Origin of the sequence: Rahnella inusitata (assembly GCF_003263515.1) — a bacterium.
Lineage (GTDB): Bacteria > Pseudomonadota > Gammaproteobacteria > Enterobacterales > Enterobacteriaceae > Rahnella > Rahnella inusitata.
Window position 1 is genome coordinate 62,029 of the sequence record NZ_JYDE01000041.1, and the last position, 13,469, is coordinate 75,497.

At 52.5% G+C, this 13,469-nt stretch carries 15 protein-coding genes; 6 read left to right on the forward strand and 9 right to left on the reverse strand.

The genetic code is table 11. The features are described 5' to 3' along the window. The first annotated feature begins 353 nt into the window (after nucleotides 1-353). On the forward strand, nucleotides 354-701 hold the full coding sequence (gene iraP, locus TU92_RS20210) for an anti-adapter protein IraP (protein ID WP_112168955.1): 348 nt from the start codon (nucleotides 354-356) through the stop codon (nucleotides 699-701). A gap of 126 nt (nucleotides 702-827) precedes the next feature. Next, entirely contained in the window at nucleotides 828-1,112 is a 285-nt protein-coding gene (locus TU92_RS20215) for an ElaB/YgaM/YqjD family protein (protein ID WP_112168956.1), read from the forward strand. A gap of 99 nt (nucleotides 1,113-1,211) precedes the next feature. Here TU92_RS20215 and TU92_RS20220 read toward each other — a convergent pair whose 3' ends face one another. The 4 genes from TU92_RS20220 to TU92_RS20235 form a co-directional block, all read right to left on the reverse strand. Then, on the reverse strand, nucleotides 1,212-1,661 hold the full coding sequence (locus tag TU92_RS20220) for a YcgN family cysteine cluster protein (RefSeq protein WP_112168957.1): 450 nt from the start codon (nucleotides 1,659-1,661) through the stop codon (nucleotides 1,212-1,214). Between the two features lie 128 nt (nucleotides 1,662-1,789). Continuing rightward, nucleotides 1,790-2,446 (reverse strand): fumarylacetoacetate hydrolase family protein, encoded by a 657-nt coding sequence (locus tag TU92_RS20225; RefSeq protein WP_112168958.1) that lies wholly within the window; start codon nucleotides 2,444-2,446, stop codon nucleotides 1,790-1,792. Between the two features lie 25 nt (nucleotides 2,447-2,471). Next, nucleotides 2,472-3,659, reverse strand: coding sequence for a lytic murein transglycosylase (locus TU92_RS20230; protein WP_112168959.1), 1,188 nt, complete (start codon nucleotides 3,657-3,659; stop codon nucleotides 2,472-2,474). Nucleotides 3,660-3,781: 122 nt separating this feature from the next. Then, a complete protein-coding gene (locus tag TU92_RS20235; protein ID WP_112168960.1) occupies nucleotides 3,782-4,054 on the reverse strand; it encodes a YcgL domain-containing protein in 273 nt (90 codons plus the stop codon). Nucleotides 4,055-4,190: 136 nt separating this feature from the next. Between TU92_RS20235 and minC the strand changes: the two genes are divergently transcribed. From minC to minE, 3 genes are read left to right on the forward strand one after another with little or no spacing between them, the layout of a single operon-like run. Next, nucleotides 4,191-4,880, forward strand: a complete 690-nt coding sequence (minC, locus tag TU92_RS20240; RefSeq protein WP_112168961.1) for a septum site-determining protein MinC — start codon at nucleotides 4,191-4,193, stop codon at nucleotides 4,878-4,880. 24 nt (nucleotides 4,881-4,904) lie between these two features. Beyond that, nucleotides 4,905-5,717 (forward strand): septum site-determining protein MinD, encoded by an 813-nt coding sequence (gene minD, locus TU92_RS20245; protein WP_056770068.1) that lies wholly within the window; start codon nucleotides 4,905-4,907, stop codon nucleotides 5,715-5,717. A 3-nt stretch (nucleotides 5,718-5,720) separates the two neighbouring features. Beyond that, nucleotides 5,721-5,990, forward strand: coding sequence for a cell division topological specificity factor MinE (gene minE, locus TU92_RS20250; protein WP_056770062.1), 270 nt, complete (start codon nucleotides 5,721-5,723; stop codon nucleotides 5,988-5,990). A 363-nt stretch (nucleotides 5,991-6,353) separates the two neighbouring features. Here the strand turns inward: minE and rnd are convergent, their stop codons facing one another. The 5 genes from rnd to yoaA all read right to left on the reverse strand — a co-directional run bounded on the left by rnd (nucleotide 6,354) and on the right by yoaA (nucleotide 12,956). Beyond that, nucleotides 6,354-7,475, reverse strand: coding sequence for a ribonuclease D (gene rnd, locus TU92_RS20255; protein ID WP_112168962.1), 1,122 nt, complete (start codon nucleotides 7,473-7,475; stop codon nucleotides 6,354-6,356). A gap of 96 nt (nucleotides 7,476-7,571) precedes the next feature. Further along, complete coding sequence (gene fadD, locus TU92_RS20260) at nucleotides 7,572-9,269, reverse strand: long-chain-fatty-acid--CoA ligase FadD (protein WP_112168963.1); 1,698 nt, start codon at nucleotides 9,267-9,269, stop codon at nucleotides 7,572-7,574. 305 nt (nucleotides 9,270-9,574) lie between these two features. After that, nucleotides 9,575-10,207 (reverse strand): Slp family lipoprotein, encoded by a 633-nt coding sequence (locus TU92_RS20265; protein ID WP_112168964.1) that lies wholly within the window; start codon nucleotides 10,205-10,207, stop codon nucleotides 9,575-9,577. Nucleotides 10,208-10,265: 58 nt separating this feature from the next. Further along, entirely contained in the window at nucleotides 10,266-10,970 is a 705-nt protein-coding gene (gene tsaB / locus TU92_RS20270; RefSeq protein ID WP_112168965.1) for a tRNA (adenosine(37)-N6)-threonylcarbamoyltransferase complex dimerization subunit type 1 TsaB, read from the reverse strand. Between the two features lie 72 nt (nucleotides 10,971-11,042). Continuing rightward, nucleotides 11,043-12,956 carry a DNA repair helicase YoaA gene (gene yoaA, locus TU92_RS20275; protein WP_112168966.1) on the reverse strand — a complete coding sequence of 638 codons (1,914 nt, stop codon included), beginning with the start codon at nucleotides 12,954-12,956 and terminating at the stop codon, nucleotides 11,043-11,045. Between the two features lie 145 nt (nucleotides 12,957-13,101). On the opposite strand from yoaA, the gene TU92_RS20280 reads away from it, so the two are divergent. Beyond that, complete coding sequence (locus tag TU92_RS20280) at nucleotides 13,102-13,446, forward strand: RidA family protein (RefSeq protein ID WP_112168967.1); 345 nt, start codon at nucleotides 13,102-13,104, stop codon at nucleotides 13,444-13,446. Nucleotides 13,447-13,469: the final 23 nt, after the last annotated feature.

Here is a 13,469-nt window from a genome sequence, read left to right on the forward strand (position 1 = left end):
TTCAGCGGGGAAACTGTTAAGAAAGGTAAAACTCTGCGCCTGAAACAGGCGTCTGGCAAGGTTAACCAATAACGATAAAATAACAAAGAAAATGCTAAAAAACTCACATTTCGCGCGTTGCGAGGCGTTGTCCTCATGCATCTCATGGATTATCTGTTTTAGTCTGTGCTAGCCTGCTGGGAGAAATCTGCCGTGACGGGCGAATACATTCCGCAGGCTGGCACGCAGACTCTTCCAGATTTTATTTAACCAATTGATTAACTATCAGATTATCTGAATATCACAGACAGTCGTTGAACCGGGCGAAGAATTAACGAGCGGGTAACACTTCTCTATCTGTAGGAGCTACACAAATGAAAAACATTATTTTAAGCATGATCGCGAAGATCTCCCGGATGGAAGCAGACGCCAAGCAACTCACCGCGCAGGTGGAGGCCCAGTCCCTTCTTCTTAGTGCACTGTTTTTAACCGTGGGTAAAAACGGCGGTCCGCAGGAAATTATCGAGAGTGTGAATAAAGCCATTAACTCAGTGCTCGATTCAGACGATGATTCCATGAAATCGGATGCGACACTTTTATTCGAGCAATTTCAGTCGATTATTTCGACCACACGGTTAATCGATCAGGCTGATCCGGAACTGAATGCCGATACCCTGAACGCAATAAACGGCAAAGGCCCGGACGCTGTGGCAGAATCATAACAACAAGTTAACAAACGCCGGACGAGTTTGGGCTCTGCCTTCGGAAAAGTCCTGTAATGCTGTCTGAAAAGTGCAATGACGGAAATTCCCGACTACGCTTTAAGTCTGCAAACAAAGGAGAATACGATGTCATCACAAGATTACGATAAAGACCTGAACAAAGACGCAAACCGTCTGGCCGATAAAGTTGAAAACAAAGCCAATGAATTTGCCGGTGAAGCGCAGAAACAGTTTGGCAACTTTGTTGACTCACCTAAGCATCAGATTGAAGGCGCTGCCCGTAAGTTCTCCGGACAGGCAAGCGAAGCCCTCTCGGGCGTGGCTGACAAGGTAAAAGAAAACCCACTGTCTGGCCTTATCGCCGCAGGTGCCATTGGTGTTGTGCTGGGCTTGTTGCTTGGCCGTAAGTAACAAATCTTTTAAGGATCGGGTGACCGGTCCTTAGAAACAAAAATCCGGAACTCATGGTTCCGGATTTTTTTTGGAATTTTTTGACTGACGCAGAGGGAATTACTTCGCCCAGCTTGGTTTATTTAAAATGTGATCCTGCCAGTCTTCCACGTCATCTTCACGAACGGCGATGTAACGCACGGAAATCTGCGCAGTGTGCATCGCAGATTTAGAGGCTTTGTTCAGCAGCGGATGCCACGGGAACAGCGGTTTGCCTTCGCCAATCAGACGATAGGCACAGGTCGGTGGCAGCCAGTCGAAAGTGGTCAGGTTTTCGCGGGTCAGTTTGATGCAGTCTTCTTCGAGCGTAAAACGACGCTCGTAGTTGCGGCACTGACAGGATTTGATATTCAGCTGGTTGCAGGCAACGTTGGTGAAATAGATTTCTTCGGTATCTTCATCAATCAGCTTGTGCAGGCAACATTGTCCGCAACCGTCGCACAATGCTTCCCATTCTTCGTTGGTCATTTCAGGCAGCGTCTTTTCCTGCCAAAAAGCGGGTTCAGTCATAGTGTGCATCCGGTAGAAGTAAAATGAGGGTGCTTATATAGACGCTTTGGCCGTCAGATGCAAGCAAAGCCGCCGGAAAGCAGTTCCGGCGAAGAGGGACTTTGTTCTAAATCACTCAGGAACGCGGCTCAGATCACCCGCGTAGTGACTTGCTTATCATTAAGTGTAGCTAAGATTTCATCTCCCGCGTTTAACGGGCCAACGCCGTGCGGTGTGCCAGTAAGAATGATGTCGCCGGCGCGCAGGGTGAAAAAGCGGCTCATGTAAGCAATCAGCGGCACAATTGGCGTCAGCATGTCGCGGGTATTACCTTCCTGGCGGATTTCGCCATTGATCAGTAAGCGCAGCCCGGTCTGCTGCGCATCACCAAATTCACTCACGGGAATAAAACCACTGACCGGACAGGACCCATCGAAACCTTTGGCCTTTTCCCACGGCTGACCGGCAGCTTTGAACTGCGTCTGTAAATCGCGCAGCGTCAGATCCAGCGCCAGTCCGTATCCGGCAATCGCATTGGCGACGCGATCTTCTGTCGCCTGTTTCAATGGCGTGCCGATAAGCACCGCCAGTTCCACTTCGTAATGTACCGCACCGAGACCCGTGGGCAATGCGATGGGCTGACGGATATCGCACAGCGCCGTTTCCGGTTTGATAAAAATAACCGGCTCGGCAGAAACCTGACTCCCCATCTCTTTAATGTGATCGGCGTAGTTATTGCCGACGCACACCACCTTGTTTACCGGAAAATCCAGTAAAGCGCCCTGCCAGTCTCTGTGTTGGTACATAACGCGACTCCTTAGTAGAAAGTCCTTAACCGCTGAACGGATTATGCGGCGCAGGTGCCAGCGGTGCGGACGGCGTTGCAGGTGCTGGTGCTGCTGGCGTTAATTCGCCAGACATTGCCGGAGCCTGTCCCTGTGCGGCCATAATGCCGTCAGCCATCATACCGATGCTCAGTGCGAAATAGGTTGAGCGATTCCAGTGCATGATTGTGCGGAAATTGTCGTAAACGAGGAACGCTCGCCCCTGCACGTCATCTGGCGTGATAATCCACGCACGGGTCGCCGTCGAGGCCAGCGGGCTGCCATCTGCCTGAGTCACCCCCTGTTGCTGCCAGTAGCTGGCGGGGTGCATCTGGTTATTTTTCAGGCCTGCCTGAGCGGCATCAAAGTTAGCCGGAAGTTTAACTTCCTGACCCCAGCCCTGATTGCCTTTCCAGCCTTCTTTAGATAAGTAATTTGCCGTTGAGGCAAACACGTCGTCGGTGTTTTTCCAGATATCGATTTTGCCGTCGCCGTTGCCATCAGCGCCGTAGTTAAGATAGGAACTCGGCATGAACTGCGATTGTCCCATCGCGCCCGCCCACGAGCCTTTCATCATATCGCTGGAAGCATGGCCGGAATCGACGATTTTAAGCGCGGACATAAACTCTTTGGTGAAAAAAGCTTCGCGGCGGCCTTCGAAGGCCAGCGTCGCCAGCGCCGAGAACACATCCTCTTTCCCCTGAATCTTACCGAAGCTGCTTTCCATACCCCACAGGGCGACGATGTACTGCGGCTGCACACCATAACGATCGCTCGCCTTTTGCAGGGCAGGCAGGTTGTTGCGGTACTGTTCCTGGCCGGCTTTAATTTTCCACTCAGGCAGAACGCGGGTCAGATAATCGTCAAGGGTGATTTTCTTTTCGAGCTGATTGCGGTCGGAACTGATGACGCGATCGACGAAATGGATATTAGCGAAGGTGCTGTCAATGGTCTGCTGGCTGATGCCCTGCGCACGCGCCTGAGCCTTAAGCTGTTCTACGTATGCCGGAAACTCTGCCGGATCCCTGCCCTGTTCGGCCAGAGAGGTTTTCGCGGGCGCAGCAGTAGGTGCTGTAGCAGGTGCCTGGGCAGCAGCGGCTGGCGGTGTTGCGGGTTGCCCGGAGGTTGCTTTCTGTGCTGCGCAACCGCTGAGGATAATCAGGGGCGTTAAGACTGCCAGTGCCGACAATTTCATCAAACTCTTCCTTTTGACATTCAAAAAATGATTCATCGCTGTAACCTTAGATACTACAACGATGAATGCAAGTTAAGACGTCTGAAAGTTCGGGAAATGGCGAAACAAATGTCAGGAACGCGTTATTTATTGCTGTCACTCAGGTGAGTGTTCAATAAACTTTCAACCGGCGGTGGCACTTGCAGATAATAACCCTGATCTTCGAGTGCCTGTCGTACTTTGGCAATATCGGCCGTGGCTAATTTTTCGCGGGTGGCCAGATTTAGCATCATTGAAAACTGTGGCACGCCAAAACCTTTGAGTAATTCTTCAGGCACGCGAGAGAAATCGTCTTTTTTTTCTACATAAAGATATGTCTGGTCACGTTTAGTACTTCGATAGATCGCACAATACATTTTTTTAACTCTATTAAATTGAAACGGTGGCTTGCCTAGATATAACTGTAACTATACCATGCTTAAGGTACATCGGAATATCGCCCCCCGAGTGGTATTCCGGGGATTTAGAGTTGCAAAGACTGAGTCAGGATAGATGTCACAATCGCCAATAGAACTAAAAGGCAGCAGTTTTACCTTATCGGTTGTTCATTTACACAGTTCACAACCTGAGGTTATTTATCAGGCATTACAGGAAAAAGTGGAGCAAGCGCCCGCCTTTTTGAAAAATGCCCCTGTTGTTATCAACGTTGCCTCACTGAGTGGTGAAGCAAACTGGAAAGACATTCAACAGGCTGTCGCTTCTGCAGGCTTTCGCGTTGTTGGCATCAGTGGTTGCAAAGACGAAAAGCAAAAACGCGCACTTTCCCGCACCGGTCTCCCGTTGCTGAGTGAAGGCCGTGCACAGCGTATCGCCGCAGAGCCGCCTGTTCCAGTCGTGCCCGACAATGCCCCGGCCAAAACCCGCATTGTCAGTACTCCGGTCAGATCCGGACAACAAATTTATGCCCGTAACAGCGACCTCATTGTGACGAGCAGCGTCAGCGCAGGTGCGGAACTGATTGCCGATGGCAACATCCACATCTACGGCATGATGCGAGGAAGAGCGCTGGCCGGTGCCGCCGGTGATGCAAATTGTCAGATTTTTTGCACACACCTCGGCGCAGAGTTAGTCTCTATCGCAGGGCAATACTGGTTGAGTGACCAAATCCCGGCCGATTATCTCGGTCAGGCCGCGCGCCTCAGCCTGATAAATAACGTGTTAACCATACAACCTTTAAACTAAGCCCTTTTGACAAGGAATCCATTCATGGCACGCATCATAGTTGTTACATCGGGTAAAGGGGGCGTTGGCAAGACCACTTCAAGCGCGGCCATCGCTACCGGTTTAGCTCAAAAAGGCAAGAAAACTGTTGTTATCGATTTCGATATTGGTTTACGTAACCTCGACCTGATCATGGGCTGTGAACGCCGTGTGGTCTACGATTTCGTTAACGTGATCCAGGGTGATGCCACGCTGAATCAGGCTCTTATCAAAGATAAGCGCACCGATAACCTGTTTATTCTTCCGGCTTCGCAAACGCGTGACAAAGACGCGCTGACCCACGAAGGCGTTGAAAAAATTCTTAATGATTTAAACGAAATGCAGTTCGACTTCGTGGTGTGTGATTCCCCTGCGGGTATCGAAACCGGCGCGCTGATGGCTCTGTATTTTGCCGATGAAGCGATCATCACCACCAACCCGGAAGTCTCTTCCGTTCGTGACTCCGACCGCATCTTGGGCATTTTGTCTTCAAAATCTCGTCGTGCGGAGAAAGGCTTAGAGCCTATCAAAGAACATCTGCTTCTCACTCGCTATAATCCGGGCCGTGTAAGCCGTGGCGATATGCTGAGCATGGAAGACGTGCTGGAAATCCTGCGTATTCCACTGCTGGGCGTGATCCCTGAAGACCAGTCAGTACTGCGTGCGTCCAACCAGGGCGAGCCGGTGATCCTGGATCAGGAATCCGATGCGGGTAAAGCGTACGATGACACCGTCAGCCGTTTGCTTGGTGAAGAACGTGCGTTCCGTTTTATTGAGGAAGAGAAGAAGAGTTTCCTGAAACGCCTTTTTGGGGGATAAACCATGGCCTTGTTAGATTTCTTTCTGTCCCGTAAAAAGCCGACAGCCAATATAGCCAAGGAACGGCTACAGATCATCGTAGCAGAGCGACGCCGGGGGGACAGCGAGCCCTCCTACTTGCCAGACCTGAAGCGCGACATTTTAGCGGTGATCTGTAAGTATATTAAGATTGACCCTGAAATGTTGCAGGTTCAATTCGAGCAAAAAGGTGACGATATCTCCGTACTGGAGCTGAACGTCACCCTGCCGGAATCGGAAGAAACGCCTAAATGACAGCAGTTGAATTGCCTGTTTTGATGGTTTTTCTGCCAAAATAGTGCCCCCTTGTTTTTCAGGGGGGCTACTTAAAAGTAACTCGTTTAATTTTTACACTGTATAAAAGCCCACTGTTTAAATAGCCAGTTTTTAATTTTTATCTCTCTCTTTTCTTTTTTCCTGCAAAATTCTGATTAAGACTCCTCCCATTTAGCCTTGTCTTCATTCGCTTTAGTGTGGCCTCATGCCTTTTCACTCGTCATGTCATTACGGATTATTAAAACGACGGCTGGAATAAAATCTAGACATAAAAAAAGAGCGGAAATAATTCCGCTCTTAATATCTCTTCACTGAATTTAATATCCCTTAAGGGACGTCGAATCAGTAATCTTTCAGTATTTCTGCCAGCCTTTCCGCTAACAGTTTACCGCGCCAGCCACTGATTAATTCTGGCTGAGATTCCTTGTTCTTTAACTTCCAGTGGCTACTGAGCAATTGGTTAATCTGGCGGCGTGAAGCCAGCAATTCGACGCTCAGTCCGCTCTCTTCGCTCACCGTCTGAATCAGCGCTTTAATGTCTTTGAAGACTTTGCGATAGCCCGCCTGGTCGATCAGATTGAGGATAGGTGCAGGAAGTTCAGACTCATCGAGCGCATTGGATTCTTCTACCAGCGCCAGCAGCGTGCGGCCATGATAACGAATTTCCGGGCCGCTCAGGCCAAGGGATTCGAGCTCACCCAGCGAACCTGGTTGGTATCGCGCGACCTGCCAAAGGTTTTCTTCACGCACAACAAAATTCACTGCCAGGTCACGCTGACGCGCCTGATTAAGGCGCCACGCGGCCAGAAGCTTCAGGCAGCCCAGCTGACGCGGACGCAGCTGGAAAGCATTGGTGATTTCGAGATAAGCCAGTTCCGGTTGCAGCACTTCTTTGCGACGGCGGCACAGAGCCAGACACTCATCCAGCGCGGCGTCCATCCACCCTGCTTCTTCGGTTTCTTTCATCAGCTGATCGGCAAGCGGCAACAAGTACCAGACGTCTGCGGCAGCGTACACGCACTGCTTTTCGCTCAGGGGACGGGCAATCCAGTCGGTACGCGATTCACTTTTATCCAGCTCCACGCCGGTCGTTTCCGCCACCAGACGCGCAAAACCACAAGACAGCGGACGACCGCTGAACGCGGCCAGAATCTGCGTATCAATCAGCGGCGTGGGCATCACGCCAAACGCGTTGAGGAAAACTTCCAGATCTTCGCTGCCCGCATGCAGGAATTTCACCACATCAGGATTGGTCAGCAGATCGATAAAGGGTTGCCAGGCGGTGATCGGCAAAGGGTCAATCAGCGTCAGCTTTTCGCCGTCAAATAACTGGATCAGGCCCAGTTGCGGGTAATAGGTGCGAGTGCGGACAAACTCGGTATCCAGCGCAATTTTACTGTGCGCTTTGGCCTGAAGGCAAACCTGCTCCAGTGCGTCATTGGTAGTAATCAACTGATAATTCAAATCTTAATTCTCTTAATCATAACTGCGTTATAACGTGACAACGCCGGACAATGCCGGCGTTGGGAGTCTGACCACGACTGAACAGCGCGCTAACCGTTATGCAGCGTCCTGTTTGGGATCGGCTTTCGGTTTTGCCTGTTCATCGCGAAGTTCGCGCCGGAGGATTTTTCCAACGTTAGACTTCGGTAACTCGTCGCGGAACTCGACTATCTTCGGGACTTTGTAGCCGGTTAATAACCGGCGGCAATGTGCCAGGAGTTCTTCGCTGGTCAGTGACGGGTCTTTCTTCACCACGCAAATTTTGACGATTTCACCCGACGCGTCATTCGGTACGCCAATAGCAGCGACCTCAAGAACCTTGTCATGTTGTGAAACCACCTCTTCAATTTCGTTAGGGTAGACGTTGAAACCGGAAACCAGAATCATGTCTTTTTTACGGTCAACAATCCGTATGAAACCCTGCTCGTCCACTGTAACGATATCGCCCGTCGATAACCAGCCATCTTTTAGCACCTCATCGGTGGCCGATGGCCTTTGCCAGTAGCCCAGCATCACCTGCGGGCCACGTACCAGCAGCTCGCCCGGCTCGCCTGTGGCGACATCCTGACCGTTATCATCCACCAGCCGTATTTCCGTCGACGGCACCGGTAATCCAATGCTACCGCTGTAATGCTTCAGATCGTACGGATTGCCGGCCACCAGCGGTGAACACTCGGTCAGACCGTAACCTTCCAGCAAATGTTTACCGGTGAGTTTTTCCCATTTATCCGCCACCGATTTCTGCACCGACATCCCACCGCCCACCGAGAGACGCAACGTTGAGAAATCCAGCTCGCGGAAATCTTCGTTATTGAGCAGCGCATTGAACAATGTATTCACGCCACTGATAGCGGTGAAGGGATACTTCGACAGCTCTTTCACCATGCCCGGCACATCGCGCGGATTGGTGATAAGCAAACTGCGTCCCCCCATCTCGAGGAACAACAGACAGTTCACGGTCAGCGCGAAGATGTGATACAGCGGGAGCGCCGTCACCACCAGTTCATGCCCCGGTCGCAGCAGCGGCGCGTAGGCGGCTTTCGCCTGCTCCAGATTCGCCTGCATATTGCGATGAGTCAGCATCGCGCCTTTCGCCACGCCGGTTGTGCCGCCGGTGTATTGCAGGAAAGCCAGATCGTCATTAATAACATCAGGTTTGATGTATTGCAGACGACGTCCACGCTGCAGGGCAGTGCGAAAAGAAATTGCGTTGGGCAGATGGTATTTTGGCACCAGCCGTTTGACATATTTGACGACAAAATTCACCAGCGTGCCTTTGGCCGCCGAGAGCTGATCGCCCATGCGGGTCAGGATCACGTGCTTTATCTGCGTTTTGTACACCACTTTTTCCAGCGTATGGGCAAAGTTGGAGACAATCACTATGGCGCTTGCGCCGCTGTCATTAAGTTGATGTTCAAGCTCCCGCGGCGTATACAACGGATTGACGTTAACCACTACCATACCGGCGCGCAGAACACCAAACAGCGCAATCGGGTATTGCAGCAAGTTAGGCATCATCAGTGCTACACGGTCACCTTTCTGCAAACCCAGTTCGTTTTGCAGATAGGCGGCAAAGGCACGGCTGCGCTCTTCGAGTTTCCGAAAAGTCATTACCTCGCCCATGTTGATGAAAGCCGGGCTGTCGGCATAACGCAACGTGGCGTTCTCAAACATTTCGACCAGCGAGCTGTAGCGGTCGGGGTCGATGTTCTCAGGAACATCTGCCGGATAACGTTTTAGCCAAACCTTTTCCAAGGTATCACTCCTGAATTTGTTACCGTCTCAATTCGATATGCGACGAGTTTTATCACGTCTTTAACAATATTTTAACTCAGCTTACCAGTTGCGTTTTAAACAATGTCGAGGTTGAGAGGCGGGTCACTATTTACCTGCCATCCGTGGCAAAAAAAGAAAAAGGCGGCAATTAAGCCGCCTTAACAACGATCTCATCTGTCTGTTATTTCTTCGGTGGCGGCACAACAGCTTGCACACCGTGGGCAGGAGGTGGCGTCCCATGCGGCGGAGATCCGCCACGCTGGGGTTTCCCACCGTGAGGCGGTCTATTCGGTGACAACGCTCTCCACCCGTGCGGGCCCCATGTCATACCAGCCGGGCCCGAACCCCGGCCCAAATCCTCGCCCCCAGGAATCATAAGGGCCTCCATAGCCCCAGCCCCACGGCCCCATCGGCTGCGGCGGCATGACGACCTGCTGCTGGATCCGCCAGCGTTTATAGCTGTTGACGTTCACCGTCACGAAATCATACGACGTCTCGCCAATCTTACCTTTCTCAACGCCGGTAATCGGCCCAACCACGGTGACCAACTGGTTGCGGTAATCCACCGGATCCACAAACCCGTTGATGTAGGCCAGAATGCGCCCGCGTGATGCTGCGCCTAAAATCGGTCGCGCACTGTCATCAAGAGGAACGGTGGCAATTTCGAGGCGGGTTTTGTTTTGCAAATTAGTGATGGAAACCACTTTGCCGCCAAAACGCGACTCCTGCCCGACGTACAGATTCGGCGCGCCCTGCACCGCTTGTAAATTCATCTGCGGCGTGGCCGTCGTGCCACGAATTTCATCGGGAACGGTGACACACCCGGATACAATCAGCACGCTCAGTGCGACTGCACTCGACGCCAGTTTTTTACCTTGTATAGCTGAGAACTGCTGAACTGTGGACCACTTACGCATTGCAATGACTCCTGTGCATACTCTCAACTCTGACCGCTGTTTTAGGGACAAGTTGCCGTCATTCCCGACCGGGCAGCTTTTTCCACGTCACTTCATTACGCAGATAGGTGGGTTCAGCGTCTTGCGGATCCACGCGAACGCCGTTTTCCCAGAGCTGAAGCGCCAGCGGCAGCATGTCTTCCGCCTGCGGCAGTAACATTTTGCCATCAAATAATTCTGCAACAGAAGATTCACCCAACAAATGTGGATAGGTTTCCCAGCCGGTACCAACGGTGGCAAACCGCCCCGACAACTCTGCTGCATGCACCAGAAGCTGTTCCGGCTTGATCACTTTTTCCGTGCCTTCGCCGTGCCAGGTTCCCTGCGTATCGCGGCTGAATTCGCCCCAGTACACCTCACCCATACGGGCATCAATGGCGGCCAGCACGTGTTCTGCGCCAGTCTGGCGATACGCGCCCTGCGCCATGGTTTGCAAGGTCGAGACGGGGAGCAACGGCAATTCTGCTCCAAACGCCAGCCCCTGAGCCACGCCAATGCCGATACGCACGCCGGTAAAGCTGCCCGGCCCACGGCCAAAGGCCAGTGCGTCCAGCTGACTGAGCGTCAGCCCGGCTTCGGCGAGGATCTGCTGCACCAGCGGCAAAATACGCTGCGTATGCTCGCGGGCGCAAAGTTCAAAATGAGCGAGCGTTTCGCCCTGATTGTAAATCGCAACCGAACAGGCTTCTGTCGCCGTATCAATTGCTAAAATTCGTGTGGACATGCCAAACCTCAGGCGGGGGATTGAATGAGTTAAACCCTTTTTTGCGCGGCGGATCCTAGCATAAACAACGGGCTATTTCTGCTCTTCAACGTTTTGTAAAAAACGGATCGCTTGCGCCAAATCACGTGTGCGCGGTGCGGGTGGCAGGCTGTTGAGGAAAACTTCGCCATACGGGCGCATCACCAGCCGGTTGTCGCAAATCACCATCACGCCGCGATCGTCGGTATCACGGATCAACCGCCCAACGCCCTGCTTGAGCGTGATCACCGCATCGGGTAATTGTACTTCATTGAACGGATCGCCGCCGCGCAGGCGACAATCCTCAATACGGGCTTTCAACAACGGGTCGTCCGGCGAGGTGAACGGCAATTTATCAATGATGACACACGATAGCGCATCACCGCGTACATCGACACCTTCCCAGAAGCTGCTGGTGGCAACCAGCAACGCATTGCCGGCTTCAACAAACTGCGCCAGCAGCTGGCCTTTACTGGTTTCACCCTGCAACAGCACCGGCAAGGTCAGCGTCGCGCGGAACTCTTCAGCCAGCTCACGCATCATCTGGTTCGACGTACACAGGAAGAAACAGCGGCCTTTATTGGCTTCGATCAGCGGACGCAACATCCGGGCCAGCTGTTTCGAAATACCGCGAACGTTAGTCTCAGGCAGAAAGCGCGGCACGCACAACATGGCCTGCGTGGCGTAATCAAACGGGCTGGGGAGCAGCAGGGTTTCGGCGTCATCCAGTCCCAGACGGTCGGTAAAATGATGCAGCTGATCGTTCACCGAAAGCGTCGCGGAGGTAAAAATCCATGCGCCCGGTTTTTCTTTCATCATGTCACTGAATTTATCGGTGACTGACAGCGGCGTCAGAGCCAGCACGAAGTTACGCGAGTTGCATTCATACCAGTAGCTGTAGCCGGGAATCGAGACATCTTTCAGGCGCTTAAGACGGTTGCGGTACAGCGTGGCGCGCTCGAAGGCGGCATCCAGCAAAGCTGAACGGCCAAGCGACAGTTTGACCACGTCGTAGCAAAGCTCCAGCGCGTCATCGAGCAGTAACAGCGCGCGCTGGATCGCTGTCTGGCTGAGCACGTCACGCAGATTGCCACGAAAACCGGGCTCGCCGAGCGCCAGACGGAAATCCATCGTGCTCTGGCTCAGGCGGTCGGCACTTTTCTGCAACTGCACGGAGTCACGCACTTCGGTGCGGTAAGCGATGTTGATATCTTTCGCCATGTCCAGCAGCTGGCGGCTGGTGAGCTGCTGGCCAAAATACTGGCTGGCGATATCGGGGATCTGATGGGCTTCATCGAAAATCATCACGTCGGCCTGCGGGATCAGTTCACCAAAGCCGCTCTCTTTGACCACCATATCGGCCATAAACAGATGATGGTTGACCACAACGACGTCAGCATCCATCGCCTTACGGCGGGCTTTGACCACGAAGCACTCTTTGTACAGCGGGCAGTCGCTGCCGAGGCAATTGTCGTTGGTGCTGGTGACCAGCGGCCAGACAAAGCTGTCTTCCGGCACCACGTTGCAGGTGCTGATATCGCCCTCTTCCGTGTTGCTCGACCAGTGACGAAGATGTGCCAGCTCGCTCAGTGCCTGACTGGCGAGATCGCCGCCAGACAGCGACTGCTGTTCAAGACGTTCCAGACACAGATAGTTTGAGCGCCCTTTCAGCAGCGCCAGACGCCCTTTGAATTTCAGCGCGGCGGCGACTTTAGGCAGGTCGCGGGAATAGAGCTGATCCTGTAAGTTTTTAGAGCCGGTGGAGATGATGACTTTTTTGCCCGAGCGCAATGCCGGGGCGAGATAAGCGTAGGTTTTGCCGGTGCCCGTACCGGCTTCCACCACCAGCCCCTGCTTTTCGCTGATGGCTTTGCTGACGGCCTGCGCCATCAGACGCTGAGGTTCACGGGGTTTAAAACCTTCAATTTTCTGCGCTAAGGCGCCGTCTGTTGCAAAATCGTCTGTCACGCTGTCTCTCTACCTGTACGGATCAGCAGTGATTATGCCAATCCCTTGCCTTCACTACCACCGCCATCTGCCAATCCAACGCATTCAGCCTTTGTGATACCCTTACAACCATCAATAAAAAGTGACTAACCGGAGCACACAAATTATGACTATCGAAAGGATCCGACCTGAGCCACGCATGTCCGATGTGGTCATCCACAACGACACGATTTATTACACCGCCGTACCGGAAAACCTGGATGCGAATGCGAAAGATCAGACAGCGGAAACGCTGGCGATCATCGATTCGGTACTGACCGAAGCCGGTTCAGATAAAAGCAAAATCCTCGATGCCACGCTGTTTCTGGTACACAAAGAAGATTTTCCGGCCATGAATGAAGCGTGGGACGCGTGGGTTTCTCCAGGCAATGCACCGGTGCGCTGCACAGTGCAGGCCAATCTGATGAACCCGAAATATAAGATTGAAATCAAAATCATCGCCGCACGTTAAGGGCTGACATCAGACATAAAAAA